Here is a 15,861-nt window from a genome sequence, read left to right as displayed (position 1 = left end):
AGAGGAGGGGGACAAACGCTGTCCCCCCGTCCCCCCTGTCCCCCCCCTGGTGTCCCCCCTCATGACGGGGGGACAGGACCGGGGGCGAACTTGCCGTCCTCCTCTACGACCCACTGGCGAAGCACCGCGTAGGCGAAGGCATCGGGCAGATGCCGCTTGTCCCGGCCGGCCGTGTGGCCCCGCACTTCCTTGCGGGTCTGGGGTCCGTTCTCCCGCGTCAGCAGAGCGAGCCGCCTCGCGAGCCGCTCTACGGCCCGTTCGGCCCGCGCCTGCTCCGCGGCCTGCTTCGCGCCGTCGACGCGCACCTCTTCCTCGATGCGGGCGATCGTGCGCTTCTCCTGCTCGGCGCGCCTCTTGGCTTCGGCGGAGGCAATGACCGCGTCTCGGGTCTCGCAAGAGGCAGTCCAGAGCGTGTTGGCGAGCCGCCAGTCATCCGCGGTCACGTGCCGCCGCCCGGCGAGAATCGCCAGGAGAGAGGCCAGCTTCACCTTCATCACGGGCGCCTGAGAGTCGTAAGGATTCTCAAGAGCAGGGCTCACCTGGCCGCGCTGCTTCGCCAGGTCTGCCGCGCGCATCTCGGCTTTGATCGCCTCGTCGAACGTGATCAGGACGGATCCGCTCGCCTCGTCGCCGGGCGCCACGATCGCCGCGTTCCGCCACAACCCCAGTTCTCCAGGCCACCCGGGCTGGATGTCTGGCACGGCCGGGTCGAGGACCTGGAACCACACGAACCGCTGCGGAGTCCCTTCCGCGACCTCCTCGAACAGTGGAGCCGCGGTCTCCGGCTGGAACCCGACGAGCATGCCCATGCTGTACGAACCACTGGGGATGTACCGGCTGGTGTCCTTGCTGGCGTTGGTCTGCCCGAGAGTCTGGCCAACGGCCGCGCTGCGGAGGGTCTCTCCGAGAGTGGAGCCCGACCGTTCCTTCATCAGGCGCGTGAGCGATGCGCCCTCGTCGACGTAGAAGAACGCATGGTGCCTGACTTGCTTACGAACCTGGATCGTGACGGGTGTCTCGGTTCCGCCGCGCCCCTTGCGGATCTCTCCGGTGGCCTCTTCGACCATGCCCATGAACACCTCGGCCAGGCCCTCGCCGGAGCCGATCGGAAGGCCGTCACGGATGTCCAGCCCGGGCGGGGCAACCAGGAGCCGGCTGGCCACGCCGACTCCGGACGACTTGCCGACGCCGGACGGGCCGACGATGGCACCGAACAGGTTCAGGGAAGCGAGGTCTGCGATGCCGGTGTCCGCCCGGATCCGGTGTGAGACCAGGGCCGAAAGCCGGGTGAGTACCGCGAGCAGGGCGACATCGCCGGAGCGGCTGCGGGAGTGGCCAGCCTGACGGATGTGCCGCAGCTCAGGCCGGGCCGCCCAGAATGCTTCGGGGATCAGGCCCGGGATCCTGGCGGGCGCGCTGTCGTCCTCAGGAGGCTCGGGAGGTTCGTCCTGCGGCCCGTCCCACGGATCATCAGCGATCAGCGCGCGGAGGCTCGTCTCGTCGTCGCGGCCGAGCGGACCGTCCGGCATGCATCGCCGCATCACCTCGGCCAGGACCGGTGCGGGCAGTCGGCCCGCGGCACCGCGAGTTGGCCGCCCGGCCGCCGCGCGCATGATGTCCGAGGCCGCGCCGGACGTGTCCCCCGCGTAGTGCAGGTGCGCGTACAGGGTGCCGATGGTGAGCTTCTGCCCGGCCGGGAGCGCACCGACGGGGAGGTCTGAGCGCTCGGACCAGTTGACGGCGACGTGGTCGTCGCAGACGAGGCTGTGCTCGCTGCTCGGTCCCTCGCCCCCGGCGGTGGGGCGCAGCCACTTCTCGCGTCCTCCGGCCTGCCCAACGTACTTCCAGCCCTCAGGTTCGAGGAGATCCCGGAACGTCAGCACGTCAGCAAGGACGTCGAGCGGCCCGTTGCCACTTGCCAGCCCGGTGGGGCGCTCACGCCGCGGGGGCGGGACGGCCGCGCCCGTGCGCTGAGCCTTGCGCGCCTGCCTCTCCACGGCAGCCTGCTCGAGAAGCTCCCTCGCTGCAGGGGCGAGGCCGGCCACGAGCGTGGCGAGACCGGCCAGCTCGAACACTTCGCCCGTACCGGGGCCGATCGATGTCGGCCGGTCAAGGCCCTTCTTTCTGTTGACCGTTCCGGGGATCTTCATGAGCCGGTCGAGGTTGCCGACCCCGACGTCCCATGACCAGCCGTGCCGGTAGGCCTGGGCTGCGAGGATCGCCTGAACTCCGGTGGTGATCTCCTTCACGCGGGCGTGGCCGTCGGCGTCCTCGATCAGGTGGTTGTCGGCGAGCAGCCACACGGGGTTGTAGCCGCCGCCGGAGTACGCCCAGCCTGAAGGCGTGGGCAGTCCCGACTCGGTGACGACCTTCGCGACGGCGTCCGGGTCGGGCGGAGCGGGGAGATCGTCGGGGCTGGGGCTGTGGCCGAAGGTGCCGTAGTCCCCGTCTGCCCACAGATGGGTGAGGCCGTAGGCGAGTTCCTCGCCGCCGCGCCCTTCTGCGGGGCGCTCGCGCAGGGTGGTGCTCTGCGCGTACACGCCCTTCGCTTTCCGCCGGTCCAGCTCCAGGGCGTACTGGACCGCCGCCTCGATGCCGGTGTCGTCGGTGGTGAAGCGTCGGCCGACCCACCCGTCCTTGTCCGAGCAGATGCTGATGAACCCGGGGCATCCGCCGTACAGGTGCGTCAGCCAGTCCCGCACGACCTGAGGGTCTGCGGTGAGCGGCTGCTGCTCGTCGTTCACTCGCTGCTCTCCATGGTGCATGCCGTGGCGCCCGCGCGATGGCGGGCGCTGCGGCGAGGGAAGTTGCTCAGCACGTAGCCGCACTCGCTCGGGCGGCGCACCGTTCGATGGCGGCTCTCAGCACCACGAGCACGCCGTCCGCGTTGTAAGCGGTCCCCTGCTCGCAGCGCGCGCTACTGCCGTCCGCCTTGTCGCTGACCAAGAGCACGACGGAACAGGCACGCACGGACTCGGCGATGAGCGCCGCGTCGTAGTCGATGAGCCATGTGCCGTGGCGGAGATCGATCTCGACTTCGCTGCCTGCCGGGTAGGTGGGCAGCCCGTAGCCGTTGAGGTCTCGGGCCAGGACGCGTCCGTCCTTCTCAACGCGGGGCCGGACCCGGAAGCGCGCGCTTACGGCGGGGCCCCGCCCGGCCGCCGAAGCGACCAGGCGAGGACGGCCGTAGCCGGTGCGGGTGGTCATGCCTGCGCCTGCTCGTAGGCCAGCGCGGCAGCCCGCTGGTCGCGGAGCCGCTGGGGCGCGTCCTCGGCCGCCTGTCGGACGGCGTCCGGGTCGCCCCCTGCGCGCAGGTTCTCGACGAGGTAGTCGAGGAGGTAGTAGTAGTCGGGCTCGATCTCCGCGCGGGCGTGCTCGATGGCGGCGAACGCCTGGAGGGGACCGGCCGTGGCGTCGCGGAGGGCTTCGGCGAAGTCGGCCGCTTCCGTGCTGGTGATGACTGCGGCCAGGCTCGGCATGATCTCGTCGAGGGTGGCGAGCATCCGGTCGAGCGTGGTTACCGGGTTCGGCATCCGGAGCGCCTCGTCGTATGCGGCGGCGGCGACGTAGAGGCCGGCAGCAATGAGGCTGACGCGCGGCTCCGTGTTGATGGCGGGTGCGGCCGGGCTGGTCGTAAGCTGGTCCATGGCGATGGATCCGTTCTGTTCCGCGTAGCCCCTGGCCCGGCTGTCCAAGCAATGAGCCCGGGGCTTCGCTGTGTGGGTCTGTTGCTGAGGCCCGGTCGTTGGTGGTGATGACACCGACGGTCGGGCCGTCTTGCGTCTCAGGTGGCTTCGAGAAGGGCCACCAGAGAATTGGTGATCACCACGTGGCGGCTACCGAACGAGAGGGTTCGGACAGGTGCCTCGCCACGCTTGATCAGTTCGTAGAGCTGCGACCGGCTACAGCCGAGAGCGAGCGCAGCACGCGGGACGTTGACCGTCGCGGGCCACTTCTTCACCTCGGCGAGCGTCGGCGACTCGGCCTTTGTAGCGGCCATCAGGCGGCGCTCCGGAGCGTGCGGATCGCGGTGACGTACCGCTCGAGGTGCCCGCCCTTCGGCGTGCGGATCCCGCTCTCCCAGTTGCTGATGGCCTGCCGGGTTACGCCGATGGCCTCGGCCAGTTCCCCCTGCGAGAGTCCCGCTGCCAGGCGGATCGCCCGCCGCTCCTCCGGGGCCGGAAGGTCCTGGTGCAGGAGCAGGCGAGCCCTAACGCGTAGCGCTGTGGCTGTCATGTGGCCAGCTTGGCAGACCTGGTGGCTTCAGGTCAACCATGTCTGCCGACATGGTGAGCCACGTCTGCCGGGCTGGTGTGTTGACCTATCGTTGCGTTTCTTGCCATGCTCGTGAGGTGACTACACCCACGCCCCCCACCGCCGATGGGCCCGACGAGGTCTACATCAGCGCCATCGCCGACCGTGAAGCCGCCGCCGACCAGGCCGAAGGGAAGGTCGTGGCCACGTTCGAGGCACGCCCCGCCTCGGGCGAGTGGCTCGCCAAGGGCGACATCACCCGAGGCTCTCAGGGCCTGGTGATCTCCCGGGTGGAGCTGCAGGCCGTTGACCCGACAGGCAGCGGCATCACGGGCAGTCTCCTGCGGCGCATCCAAGTCGGCGACATCCTGCACCTGGCCCGCGCCACTACAGCCCGCGCCGCGCAGTCTTCCGAGCCGTCGAAGTTGATCGGCTACCCACCGAACCGGCCACGTCCTGGCGGGCGTGGCGCCCTGAGCGACGAACTCCTGCGCAGCGTGGCTGTCTCCTACCTGGCCGAGACCGCGCCCGGACGCCCATCGGGTGCCGTGAAGCGGATGGCCCAGGAGTTCGATCGGCCAGAAGAGACCGTGCGCTCATGGATTTCGCGCGCCAGGAAGGCGGGATGGCTCGGCCCGAGCGTCAAGGGTCGTGCCGGCGCCGAACCCGGCCCGTTGCTGCGTGACCTGACTCCGGAGGAGTTCGGCCGGATCTTCACCGAGGGATACGACAGCCCCCCAGGAAACCTTGCCGAACTCGCGGCAGGCTTCAGCTCAATGTCGCCGGAACGTCAGAAGGCAGCCTCGGCCGCGTGGTTCACGCGCGAGCGGCAGATCGAGCACAACCGCGCGTCTCTCGAATGGGAGCGCAGGCAGCAGGAAGAGACGTCCGACGGGGATGCGGAGGGTTCGACCGGTGACGATGCGGACGGAAAGGGAGACGGACAGGAGTGAAGCAGTGCAAGCCATGCCGCGCTCACGCCGCCAGGGCTCCCGAAACTGCTGCGCGATTTGAATAGGGGAGGACATGGCCGAGATCAAGAAGATCACGCTGGCCAACGGTAAGACCCGATGGCGTTTCGTCATCGACGCCGGCCGCGATGCCGACGGGAAGCGAAAGCAGCTCACCGTCACGTGCGACACCAAGAAGGAGGCGGGCGACGAGTACGCCCGCCTCCGCAACGAACGCCGCACCGGCCAGCTCATCCTGCCCAGCAAGATGACCGTGGCCGAACTGATCGAGGCGTACCTCGCGAGCAAGGTTGAGGACCTCGAGGAGACCACGCTCGACGGCTACCGCAACCGCCTCCTGCATGCCCGCGACTACCTCGGCGAGGTCCGCCTCCAGGCGCTCACCGAGGACGACGTCGAACGGTGGGTCGCGTGGCTCCTGGTGTCCGCACGGCGCCGCGGCGGACCGAAAGGGACAGGCCTGCGGACGCCGACCGTGGACGGCGTGCTCGGTCGCTTTCGGGCGGCCCTGCGTTATGCCGTGCGCAAGCGGTACGTGGCCCGGAACGTCGCCGAATACATCGACGTCCCCCGCAAGGCTCGCAAGGCAGACCGCAGGGACAACCGGCGCGCCGACCCGTGGAACGTCGTGGAGGTCAAGGAGTTCGTCGTGGGCGCCCGCGAGGACAGGCTCTTCGCTCCGCACCTGCTCAGCCTCATGGGCATGCGCCCCGCCGAGGTGGCTGGCCTCCGGTGGGCCGAGGACGTCGACTTCGACGCGGCCACGCTGGACGTCGCCAACACGCGGACCATGCTGCGGAACGCCAAGGTCATCGAGAAGGACACCAAGAGCGAGGCGGGGGAGCGGACACTCCCGCTTCCCGAACCGGTGCGTCTCGCCCTGATGAACTTCCGAGTCCTCCAGGAGGCGGAGCGCGCCACGATGGGCGAGGACTACGTCGACTCGGGCTACGTGTTCGTGGACGAGATCGGTCAGCCGCTCACGACCAGGCACCTGCGCGAGGCCGCGTACCGACTCATGGCGGACCTCGACCTACGGCGCGTCCGCCTCTACGACGCTCGGCACTCCTGCCTGACGTTCCTCGCAGTGAACGGCGTCCCGGACGTCGTCCTCGCCGCGTGGGCCGGCCACACGAACGCCGCCTTCACCAAGCGGAAGTACGTCCACCCGACGGCCGCAGACATGGGCGCGGCCGTAACTCACCTGAACGACCTTCTCGGCATCTCCGAGGGCCCGTCAGAGCCCGCGATGTGAGAGAAAGTGAGATACCCGTGATCCGGCAGCGCCCGAAACTGCCTCTGACCAGCAGGGGAATAGGCATCGGTAGAGCACGTCAGCGACTCTAACCGGGTGCTCAGATCCCCGCTCCGGTTCGCCGCAGTACGCGCAGGGAGCCGCTCACCGCGGTCTCGGTGAACGCGCCCGATTCCAGGGCCCTGAGGTAGACGCGGTAGGGGGCCTGGCCGGTGAACTCGTCGACGGGGTCGGGGAACACGTCGTGGATGACGAGGAGGCCGCCCTCGGCGACGTGCGGCGCCCAGCCCTCGTAGTCGCCGCTCGCGTGCTCGTCGGTGTGGCCGCCGTCGATGAAGACGAGACCGAGGGGCGTGCCCCAGAACGCGGCGATCTGCGGCGAGCGGCCGACCAGCGCGACCACGTGCTCCTCCAGGCCCGCCCGGTGCAGGGTGCGGCGGAAGGTGGGGAGCGTGTCCATCAGGCCGAGCTCAGGGTCGACCGTGGTCGGGTCGTGGTACTCCCAGCCCGGCTGCTGCTCCTCGCTGCCCCGGTGGTGGTCGACCGTGATGGCGGTCACCCCGGCCTCGCGGGCCGCGTCCGCGAGCAGGATCGTGGAACGGCCGCAGTAGGTGCCGACCTCCAGGAGCGGCAGCCCGAGCCGTCCGGCCTCGACCGCGGCGGCGTGGAGCGCGAGTCCCTCACCGCGCGGCATGAACCCCTTCGCGGCCTCGAAGGCGGCGAGGATCTCGGGCTTGGGTGCCGAGGACATGGGGTTTTCCTCCATCGGTGCGAACTCCAGCGGTGCGGACAACGGGTACGCGCAGCATCGTGCACCACACCCCCGCCGCGTGGGCGGCGGGGGTGGCGATGATCACTCGCGAGGGCCGGTGCGTCAGGCCGTGACGTCGGCGTTCTCGCCCGGCAGCGAGAGGTCGAGGGCGACCGGGGAGTCGTCGCCCGCGTGGGTGGCCGAGGAGGCGAGCGGGCCGTGGCCGGCCGCCCGCGCGGCGAGCACGTACGCGCCCTGGGCCGGCACGGCGAGCGCGTAGCTGCCGTCCTCGGCGGAGAGGGTGGCGCCCGCCTGGCGGCCGCGCCGGTCGATCAGGGTGACCTTGGCGCGGGCGACGGGGCCGCCCTCGGCGTCCAGCACCCGGCCGCGGAAGCCGCCGAGGATCTCGTGCGCCCGCTCCAGGGCCGCCTCCTCCTCGCTGCTCGCCAGCAGCGAGGGCTTGGTCGCCGGGCGTCGGCCGGGCAGGAACAGGGCCATCAGCAGGCCGACCGCGACCGCGCCCGTCGCGATCAGGAAGGACACGCGGAAGCCGTGCATGGTGGGGATCGCGACCCCGCCGACGTGGTGCGCGGTGTTGGCGAGCACCATGCCGATGACGGCGCTCGACACCGACGTGCCGATGGAACGCATGAGGGTGTTCAGACCGTTGGCCGCGCCGGTCTCCGAGGCCGGGACGGAACCGATGATCAGGGCGGGGAGCGAGGAGTAGGCGAGGCCGATGCCCGCGCCGAGGATCACGGCGATGACCAGGGACTGCCAGGCGGCGCTCATCAGGCCGAGGCCGGCGCCGTAGCCGATGCCGATGATCACCATGCCGATGATCAGGGTGACCTTGGGGCCGTACTTCGCCGACAGCCGCGCGTACACGGGCGCCGTGACCATCATCGTCAGGCCCAGCGGCATGACGAGCAGGCCCGCGCTCACCATCGACTGGCCGAGGCCGTAGCCGGTGGACTTCGGGAGCTGGAGCAGTTGCGGCAGGACGAGGGAGACGACGTAGAAGGAGACGCCGACCATGATCGAGGCGAGGTTGGTGAAGAGGACCGCGGGGCGGGCCGTGGTGCGCAGGTCGACCAGGGGGGCCTTCAGGCGCAGCTCCATGACGCCCCACAGCAGCAGGACGGCGACGGACGCGCCGAACAGGCCGAGCGTGGTGGGCGCGGTCCAGCCCCAGTCGCTGCCCTTGGTGATCGGCAGCAGGAAGAGAACGAGTCCGATGGACAGGCCGATCGCGCCGAGCACGTCGAAGGTGCCCTTGGCCCGCATCGGGGACTCCGGCACGACGAGGAGGGTGAGGACGATCGAGACGACGCCGAGTCCGGCGGCGCCGTAGAAGAGGGCGTGCCAGTCGGCGTGCTGGGCGACGAGGGCCGCGGCGGGCAGCGCGAGTCCGCCGCCGACGCCGATCGAGGAGCTCATCAGGGCCATGGCGGAGCCGAGCTTCTCGCGGGGGAGCAGGTCGCGCATCAGGCCGATGCCGAGCGGGATCGCGCCCATCGCGAAGCCCTGGAGCGAGCGGCCCACGATCATCGGCAGCAGGGTGCTGGTCAGCGCGCTGATCAGGGCGCCGATCACCATGATGGACAGGCTGGTCAGCAGCATGCGCCGCTTGCCGAAGAGGTCGCCGAGGCGGCCCATGATCGGGGTGGCCACGGCACCCGCGAGCAGGGTCGAGGTCAGGACCCAGGTGGCGTTGCTGGGCGCGGTGTCCAGCAGCGTCGGCAGGTCCTTGATGACCGGGACGAGCAGGGTCTGCATCACCGCGACAACGATGCCCGCGAAGGCGAGCACCGGCACGGTCGCGCCGCCGGGCCTCCGCGCGGGTCGGTCGGTCGTCGTGTGCGTCATTGAGGGGGGCCTCCAGGCCATAGCGAAGGGAGCTCTCGGGAGCGGAGCGAGGGGTTCCGTGCGGATGCCGGGGAGACGGTCGGCCGGGTGATCCAGGGGGATGCGGGGGCGTCGGTCGGGTGGTCCACGCGAGGTACGTGCAGGGGGAACCCGGTGTGCCCGGGCAACTATTCCGATGCTTCGGCGTACTAACGAATTCTTGACCGATCCATGGGTATCTGACCTATCGTCAGAATGAAACGTGTTCTAGTCTGGCGCGGATCCACGCACCTTGGGCCTTCGGGGAGGCATGCATGGGCATCGCGGTGACGCCGGAGCAGGGGGAGCTGGCCGAGGCCGTGCGCGGCTGGATCGCCCGCGCCGTGCCGCCCGAGGAGGTCCGCAAACTCCTGGACGCGCCCGGTGGCGGCAGGCCCTCGTTCTGGGACGCGCTGGCCGGGCAGGGGCTGCTCGCCGTGCACCTGCCCGAGGCGTACGGGGGTGGCGGCGGTGACCTGGCCGACCTGGCCGTCGTCGTGGAGGAGGCCGCTCGGGCGGCACTGCCGGGGCCCTTCGTCGCGAACGTCCTGGCGTCGGCGGTGCTGGCGGCGGAACTCGCGGGTGAACCGGGCTTATCGGATGATTCCGTACGGGCTTCGGGGCGCGCCGATCTCGTACGGGCCCTGGGGTGCGGGGAGCGCATCGGTGCCGTCGCGTTCGGCGCCGGCTCCCTGACGGCTCTGGCGGTGGACGGCGGATACGTGCTGGACGGGACGGCGCCGCCCGTGCTGTCGGGCGCCGACGCGGACGTGCTCGTGCTGGCGGCGACACTCGCCGGGCCCGAACGCGGCTCCGGCACGGATGCCGCCGCCGGGACGGGCGCCGCGGCCGACGGCGTGATCCGGCTGGTGGTGGACGCCGCCGACCTGGTCGTCCGGCCGCACGAGAGCGCCGATCCGACCCGGGGGACCGCCGAGGTCCGGGCCGAACGGGTACGGGTCCCCGCCGGCCGCGTCCTCGCGGTCGACCCGTCGCTGGTCACGGACCTCGCCGCCGTCGTCCTCGCCGCCGACGCCTGCGGCACCGCGGCCTGGTCGCTGGAGACGGCCGCCGCGCACGCCAGGGTCCGCGAGCAGTTCGGCCGCCCCATCGGGCACTTCCAGGGCGTCAAGCACCTGTGCGCCGACATGCTCCTGCGGCTGGAACAGGCGAGAGCGCTCACCTGGGACGCGGCCCGCGCGGCCCAGGAGCCGCCCGGTGTGCGGGGGCTGGTGGCCGCGCTCGCCGCCGGCACCGCCCTCGACGCCGCCGCCTCCTGCGCCAAGGACTGCGTCCAGATCCTCGGCGGCATCGGGTTCACCTGGGAGCACGACGCCCATCTGTATCTGCGCCGGGCCCTGGTGGCACGGCAGTTGCTCGGCGCCGGGAGCGGACACCTGCGGCGGGCCGTACGGCTCGCGCGCGCCGGCGTACGGCGGGAACTGCGCCTGGAGCTGCCCCCGGAGGCGTCCGCGTACCGGGCCGAGGCCCGTGCGGTGGCCGACCGGGTGCGCGGGCTCGGCCCCGCGGAGGCCCGCCGGACGCTGGCGCCCACCGGCTACGCCGCCCCGCACCTGCCCCCGCCCCACGGCCTCGGCGCGGGCCCGGTCCAGCAGCTCGCCGTGCAGCAGGAGCTGACCGCGGCCGGAGTGCGGATCAGCGACCTGGGGATCGCGACCTGGGTCGTGCCGTCCCTCATCGCGCACGGGACCCCGCGGCAGCAGGAGCGCTATCTGCTGCCCACCCTGCGCGGCGACGTCCTGTGGTGCCAGCTCTTCTCCGAGCCCGGCGCCGGATCCGACCTCGCCTCGCTGCGCACCAGCGCCGAGCGCACCGCCGACGGACGCTGGCGGATCAACGGCCAGAAGGTGTGGACGAGCGCGGCGCAGTGGGCCGACCACGGGATCCTCCTCGCCCGGACGAACCCGGCCGCGCCCAAGCACAAGGGGCTCACCTATTTCGTCGTCGACATGAAGACCACGGACGGCATCGACATCCGCCCCCTGAAGGAGATCACCGGGGACTCCCTCTTCAACGAGGTCTGGTTCGACGACGTGCTGCTGCCCGCGGACGCGGTCGTCGGCGAGGTCGACGACGGCTGGCGGGTCGCCCGCAACACGCTCGGCAACGAACGCGTCCACATGGCCGACCAGTTGACCTTCGACACCGGCCTGGAGGCGCTGATACCGGCCGACGTCGACGCCCCACGGCTGGGGGCGCTGCTGGCCGAGGCCCACGCCCTGGCCTGCGTCACGCTGCGCACCACCCTGCGCCGGGTCTCCGGCGTGGAGCCCGGCGCGGGCGCCTCCGTCCGCAAACTGGTGCAGACCGCGCACCAGCAGAAGGTCGCCGAACTCGCGCTCGAACTCCTCGGCCCCGAAGGCGCGTCGTGCGAGGGCCCCGGCAAACGGGCGGTGCACGGATTCCTGCTCTCCCGGTGCCTGACCATCGCGGGCGGCACCACCCAGGTCCAGCTCAACGTCGTCGCCGAGCGCCTGCTCGGCCTGCCACGGGACTAGGAGCGCGCCATGAGGACGTACGTCGTCGGTGTCGGCATGACCAGGTTCGAGAAGCCCGAGACCCGGGAGTGGCAGTACTGGGACATGGTCCGCGAGGCCGGCACCAACGCCCTGGCCGACGCGGGGATCTCCTACACGGACGTGGAACAGGTCCCCGTCGGCCACTGCTTCCAGCCGTCCACCGCCGGTCAGCGCGCCGCCTACGAACTGGGCCTGACCGGCGTGCCCGTCTACAACGTGAACAACAACTGCGCCACCGGGGCGAGCGCGTTGATGCTGGCCCGGCAGTTCGTGGAGGGCGGCGTCAGCGACTGCGTCCTCGCGCTGGGCTTCGAGAAGATGAAGCGGGGATCGCTCGGGTCGGGAGCCGACGGCGGGGACTTCGCCACGTCACCGGTCGCCCGCCACTACGGGATCATGGCCGCCCGGCACGGTTTCGAGATGTCACCGCCCACCGCGCAGATCTTCGGCGACGCGGCCCGTGAGCACATGGAGCGGTACGGCACGACCGAGGCCCAGCTCGCCGCCGTCGGCGCCAAGAACCACCGCCACTCGGCGCACAACCCCTACGCCCAGTTCCAGGACGTGTACTCCGTCGACGAGATCCTCGCCGCCAAGGCCGTGCACCGGCCGCTCACCCGACTCCAGTGCTCGCCCACCTCCGACGGAGCCGCCGCGGCCGTCGTCGTGTCCGAACGGTTCGCCGAGCGGCACGCGCTGGAGGACAGGGCGGTCGAGATCGTCGCGCAGGCGATGGCCACCGACACCGAGGAGTCCTTCGCCTCCGGCTCCTGCATCGACGTCGTCGGCCGGCCGATGTCGCGGGATGCCGCGCGCCGGGTGTACGAGCGCTCCGGGCTCGGCATCGAGGACGTGGACGTCGTGGAGCTCCACGACTGCTTCTCCGTCAACGAACTGCTGACCTACGAGGCCCTCGGCATGTGCGCGGAAGGAGAGTCGGGCGCACTCGTGGAGTCCGGGGCGACGACGTACGGCGGACGCTGGGTGGTCAACCCCTCCGGCGGGCTCATCTCCAAGGGGCACCCCCTGGGGGCCACCGGGATCGCGCAAGTGGCCGAACTGGTCTGGCAGTTGCGGGGACAGGCCGAGGCCCGGCAGGTCCAGGGCGCACGCGTCGGGCTCGCGCACAACATCGGACTGGGCGGCGCTGCGGTGGTCACCCTGCTGCGCAGGTCCTAGGGCACCGGGAGTCACAGGGGGAGTCACGGGGGCGACCTCGCGGACAGGGCCTAGGTCCGGTGTCCCACGTCCGGCTGCGCCGAAATACCGATGCAAGGAGCGTCAGCGGGTTGAGAGCATGACAGTCATGCTCCGAGCCGCTGAAGACACCAGGACGACCGCCCGTACCGCCCCGCCCACCTGGGTGGTGATCGCGCTCGCGTGCGCCGGACAGTTCCTGGTCGTCCTGGACGTGTCCGTCGTCAACGTGGCCCTGCCCTCCATGCGCGCCGACCTGGGGCTGAGCGCCCCCGGACTCCAGTGGGTGGTGAACGCCTACTCCATCGCCTTCGCCGGATTCATGCTCCTGGGCGGGCGGGCCGGTGACCTGTACGGGCGCAAGCGGATGTTCCTGGTGGGTCTGGCGCTGTTCACGCTGGCCTCGGCCGCCGGAGGCCTCGCCCAGGAGGGCACCCAACTGCTCGTCGCGCGCGCCGCGCAGGGCCTGGGGGCGGCGGTGCTCGCGCCCTCGACCCTGACGATCCTGACGTCCGCCGTCCCCGAGGGCCCCGCACGGGCGCGGGCCATCGCAACCTGGACCGCCGTGGGAGCCGGTGGCGGCGCGGCGGGCGGACTCGTCGGCGGACTACTGGTCGACGGGCTGTCGTGGCGCTGGGTGCTCCTCATCAACGTGCCCGTCGGCGCGCTCGTGCTGGCCGGCGCGGCGTACCGGCTGAGGGAGAGCCGGGCCGGGGACGGGCGGCGGCTCGACCTGCCGGGCGCGCTCCTGGTGACGGCGGGACTCGCGACCCTCGCGTACGGGATCGTGCAGACGGAGGCCGAGGGCTGGACCGCGGCGGAGACACTCGTACCGCTCGGCGCGGGAGCGGCGCTCATCGGGGCCTTCCTGGCCGTCGAGGCCCGGACCGGAGCGCCGTTGATGCCGCTGAAGCTGCTGCGGCTGCGCTCGGTGGCGTCCGCGAACGCGGCCATGTTCGTCTCCGGCTCGGCGATGTTCTGCATGTGGTTCTTCATGACGCTGTACGCGCAGAACGTGCTCGGCTACTCGCCGCTCGGCGCGGGCCTCGCCCTGGTGCCGAGCTCGCTCGCCGTGGTCGTCGGCTCGAAGTCGGCGCCCCGCCTGATGCCGGTCGTCGGCGCGCGCAACGTGGCGGTGCTCGGCACGCTCCTGGCCGCGGCCGGGTTCGGCTGGCAGTCGACGATGACGGCGGACGGCCCGTACCTCACGGCCATCATGCTCCCCGGCGTCCTGATGATGGCGGGCGCCGGTCTGGCCGCGACACCGCTGGCCGCGATCGCGACCTCGGGCGCGGTGCCGGAGGACGCGGGGGTGGTCTCGGGCCTGGTCAACACCTCGCGGGTGATGGGCGGTTCCCTGGGACTCGCGGTCATGTCCACGATCGCGGCAGCCCGTACCGGGGGAAGCCTCGCGGGGGAGGCGCTGACCGCCGGGTACGCGCTGGCGTTCCGCGTCAGCGGCGTGATGCTGCTCGCCGGGGCCGTCCTGATGTTCTTGTGGCTGCCCCGGACGATGTCACGGCGGTGAGGCAACGAATTCAGGTGCCTGTGGACTCCTTGGGTCACTAGGAGGTGCCCATGGGGGTTCGGAAGCAGGCTCGGGACGAGGAGTTCCAGGGCTTCGTGGTCGGTCGCTGGCCGCGGCTGATGCGTACGGCGTTTCTCCTGACGGGGGAGCAGCACGCCGCCGAGGACCTGGTCCAGACGACGCTGGAGCAGGTGTACGTGGCCTGGCGCCGGGTCGGCTCGGCCGACGAACCGGACGCGTACGTGCGGCGCATGATGATCAACGCGCACGCTCGAAGACACCGCAGAAAACTGAAGGAGTTCCTCGCGCCGAGGGACGACTCGGGGATCGGACACGAGGTCCCCGACGGCGCCGACGCGATCGCGCGCGCCGACGACCGCGGCACCCTGATCGCCGCGCTGTCCCAACTGCCCCCGCGCCAGCGCGAGGCGGTGGTCCTGCGCTACTGGGAGGACCTGAGCGAGAGCCAGGCGGCCGAGGCGATGGGCTGCTCGGTGGGCGCGGTGAAGAGCAACGCGGCCAAGGGCATCGCGAAACTCCGTGCCGTACCGGAGCTGGCGGACACGATGGCGCAGGGAGGGCGGATCCGATGAGCGCGAACCGGGAGACGAATCACGACATGGCGGCGACGGACGCGGACATCTCCTTCCTGCTGGCCGAGGCGGCGGACGGGGTCGATATCGGTACGGCCCCCTACCAGGCGGTGCTGCGCGGCGGCCGGCGCCGCAGGGCGCGCCGCTGGGCGACGGCGGCTGCGGTCGCCCTGGTCGTCGCCGGGTCCACGGGGACACTGGCGCTGACCGGCGGCAGCGGCGACGACGCCAAGGGGGTCGTGCCGGCCGGCCCCGTTCGCCCGTCGATCAGCCCCGGGACCGGACCGGGCGGCCTTCCGGAGGAGTGGCGGACCCTCGGGCCACGGGGAACCTTCGTGTCGCAGTGGACCAACCCCGACCACACGACATGGTCGGTCCTCGTGGACATGTGGCCGGCGCCGAAGGACGAGGCGGAGGCCCGGAAGCAGCGCACGATGATGACCCAGTACGGCGTCACGCCGACGGGTGCCAGGGACGCTCCGGACGTCGCGGACAAGAAGTGGGCCTTCGTCAGCGTTGTCCGGGTCGGAGTAGGGCACTCGAGGGACACGATCGACGGAGCCCAGAAGAAGGATCCGTTCTCGGGCAAGGACATCGAGGCCTTCTCGCTGCCGCTGGACGCCGAGGCGGCCAAGGAGAAGAAGAAGCCTCCTCAGGGGCTCGTGATCGGCAAGGTCGCCCAGACCGCCAAGGAGGTCACCTGCACCTGGGACGACGGCACGACGGTCAAGGCCCGGAGGGTCGCCCACCGGGGCACCATGCTTCCCTACGGCGTTCCGAACCTGATCTGGCGGGTGGACGGTTCCCTGCCCGACTGGTTCGTGTGCGTGGCACCGGAGGGCAAGGGCAGCGGGTCGGCGGACGCGGTGGTGACGAAGCCCTGAG

General features: G+C 71.3%; 14 protein-coding genes. 7 read left to right on the top strand and 7 right to left on the bottom strand.

Features of this window, described 5'->3' with window-relative positions:
- Window positions 1–59: 59 nt before the first annotated feature.
- From ACFRIC_RS08640 to ACFRIC_RS08620, 5 genes are all read right to left on the bottom strand, one after another.
- Complete coding sequence (locus tag ACFRIC_RS08640) at window positions 60–2,744, bottom strand: hypothetical protein (protein ID WP_382781496.1); 2,685 nt, start codon at window positions 2,742–2,744, stop codon at window positions 60–62.
- A gap of 67 nt (window positions 2,745–2,811) precedes the next feature.
- Window positions 2,812–3,207, bottom strand: coding sequence for a hypothetical protein (locus ACFRIC_RS08635; protein WP_382781493.1), 396 nt, complete (start codon window positions 3,205–3,207; stop codon window positions 2,812–2,814).
- Window positions 3,204–3,647, bottom strand: coding sequence for a hypothetical protein (locus ACFRIC_RS08630; RefSeq protein ID WP_382781490.1), 444 nt, complete (start codon window positions 3,645–3,647; stop codon window positions 3,204–3,206). Before ACFRIC_RS08630 ends, ACFRIC_RS08635 begins: the two co-directional genes overlap by 4 nt.
- 137 nt (window positions 3,648–3,784) lie before the next feature.
- A complete protein-coding gene (locus ACFRIC_RS08625; RefSeq protein ID WP_382781487.1) occupies window positions 3,785–4,000 on the bottom strand; it encodes a DNA-binding protein in 216 nt (71 codons plus the stop codon).
- Window positions 4,000–4,236: a helix-turn-helix transcriptional regulator gene (locus ACFRIC_RS08620; protein WP_382781485.1), complete on the bottom strand. Its 237-nt coding sequence runs from the start codon at window positions 4,234–4,236 to the stop codon at window positions 4,000–4,002. The genes ACFRIC_RS08625 and ACFRIC_RS08620 overlap by 1 nt, the downstream gene beginning before the upstream one ends.
- Window positions 4,237–4,352: 116 nt before the next feature.
- On the opposite strand from ACFRIC_RS08620, the gene ACFRIC_RS08615 reads away from it, so the two are divergent.
- On the top strand, window positions 4,353–5,207 hold the full coding sequence (locus ACFRIC_RS08615; RefSeq protein WP_382781482.1) for a hypothetical protein: 855 nt from the start codon (window positions 4,353–4,355) through the stop codon (window positions 5,205–5,207).
- 73 nt (window positions 5,208–5,280) lie between these two features.
- Complete coding sequence (gene xerC / locus ACFRIC_RS08610) at window positions 5,281–6,480, top strand: tyrosine recombinase XerC (RefSeq protein WP_382781479.1); 1,200 nt, start codon at window positions 5,281–5,283, stop codon at window positions 6,478–6,480.
- Window positions 6,481–6,580: 100 nt separating this feature from the next.
- On the opposite strand, the gene ACFRIC_RS08605 is transcribed toward xerC, so the two are convergent.
- A complete protein-coding gene (locus tag ACFRIC_RS08605) occupies window positions 6,581–7,231 on the bottom strand; it encodes a class I SAM-dependent methyltransferase (RefSeq protein ID WP_382781476.1) in 651 nt (216 codons plus the stop codon).
- Between the two features lie 123 nt (window positions 7,232–7,354).
- Window positions 7,355–9,100, bottom strand: a complete 1,746-nt coding sequence (locus ACFRIC_RS08600; RefSeq protein WP_382781474.1) for an MFS transporter — start codon at window positions 9,098–9,100, stop codon at window positions 7,355–7,357.
- A gap of 293 nt (window positions 9,101–9,393) precedes the next feature.
- Between ACFRIC_RS08600 and ACFRIC_RS08595 the strand changes: the two genes are divergently transcribed.
- The 5 genes from ACFRIC_RS08595 (at window position 9,394) to ACFRIC_RS08575 (ending at window position 15,860) form a co-directional block, all read left to right on the top strand.
- Complete coding sequence (locus tag ACFRIC_RS08595; protein ID WP_382781471.1) at window positions 9,394–11,637, top strand: acyl-CoA dehydrogenase; 2,244 nt, start codon at window positions 9,394–9,396, stop codon at window positions 11,635–11,637.
- A 9-nt stretch (window positions 11,638–11,646) separates the two neighbouring features.
- Window positions 11,647–12,837 (top strand): lipid-transfer protein, encoded by a 1,191-nt coding sequence (locus tag ACFRIC_RS08590; RefSeq protein WP_382781469.1) that lies wholly within the window; start codon window positions 11,647–11,649, stop codon window positions 12,835–12,837.
- 127 nt (window positions 12,838–12,964) lie between these two features.
- A complete protein-coding gene (locus tag ACFRIC_RS08585; protein WP_382781467.1) occupies window positions 12,965–14,383 on the top strand; it encodes an MFS transporter in 1,419 nt (472 codons plus the stop codon).
- Window positions 14,384–14,433: 50 nt separating this feature from the next.
- The gene (locus ACFRIC_RS08580) at window positions 14,434–14,976 is read left to right on the top strand and encodes a SigE family RNA polymerase sigma factor (RefSeq protein ID WP_382781464.1); all 543 of its coding nucleotides are present in this window, start codon (window positions 14,434–14,436) and stop codon (window positions 14,974–14,976) included.
- Complete coding sequence (locus tag ACFRIC_RS08575) at window positions 14,973–15,860, top strand: hypothetical protein (RefSeq protein ID WP_382781461.1); 888 nt, start codon at window positions 14,973–14,975, stop codon at window positions 15,858–15,860. The genes ACFRIC_RS08580 and ACFRIC_RS08575 overlap by 4 nt, the downstream gene beginning before the upstream one ends.
- Window position 15,861: the final 1 nt, after the last annotated feature.

The organism is Streptomyces sp. NPDC056738 (assembly GCF_042790435.1).
Classification (GTDB): Bacteria; Actinomycetota; Actinomycetes; order Streptomycetales; family Streptomycetaceae; genus Streptomyces.
Note: the sequence above shows the minus strand (reverse complement) of the source record. Positions and strands in the feature narration are given on the sequence as shown.

Bases quoted from the DNA above. Each gene is read 5' to 3' on its own strand.
- ACFRIC_RS08635 (WP_382781493.1), bottom strand. From the start codon at position 3,207: ATGACCACCCGCACCGGCTACGGCCGTCCTCGCCTGGTCGCTTCGGCG.
- ACFRIC_RS08630 (WP_382781490.1), bottom strand. From the start codon at position 3,647: ATGGACCAGCTTACGACCAGCCCGGCCGCACCCGCCATCAACACGGAG.
- ACFRIC_RS08625 (WP_382781487.1), bottom strand. From the start codon at position 4,000: ATGGCCGCTACAAAGGCCGAGTCGCCGACGCTCGCCGAGGTGAAGAAG.
- ACFRIC_RS08620 (WP_382781485.1), bottom strand. From the start codon at position 4,236: ATGACAGCCACAGCGCTACGCGTTAGGGCTCGCCTGCTCCTGCACCAG.
- xerC (WP_382781479.1), top strand. From the start codon at position 5,281: ATGGCCGAGATCAAGAAGATCACGCTGGCCAACGGTAAGACCCGATGG.
- ACFRIC_RS08605 (WP_382781476.1), bottom strand. From the start codon at position 7,231: ATGTCCTCGGCACCCAAGCCCGAGATCCTCGCCGCCTTCGAGGCCGCG.
- ACFRIC_RS08600 (WP_382781474.1), bottom strand. From the start codon at position 9,100: ATGACGCACACGACGACCGACCGACCCGCGCGGAGGCCCGGCGGCGCG.
- ACFRIC_RS08595 (WP_382781471.1), top strand. From the start codon at position 9,394: ATGGGCATCGCGGTGACGCCGGAGCAGGGGGAGCTGGCCGAGGCCGTG.
- ACFRIC_RS08590 (WP_382781469.1), top strand. From the start codon at position 11,647: ATGAGGACGTACGTCGTCGGTGTCGGCATGACCAGGTTCGAGAAGCCC.
- ACFRIC_RS08585 (WP_382781467.1), top strand. From the start codon at position 12,965: ATGCTCCGAGCCGCTGAAGACACCAGGACGACCGCCCGTACCGCCCCG.
- ACFRIC_RS08580 (WP_382781464.1), top strand. From the start codon at position 14,434: ATGGGGGTTCGGAAGCAGGCTCGGGACGAGGAGTTCCAGGGCTTCGTG.
- ACFRIC_RS08575 (WP_382781461.1), top strand. From the start codon at position 14,973: ATGAGCGCGAACCGGGAGACGAATCACGACATGGCGGCGACGGACGCG.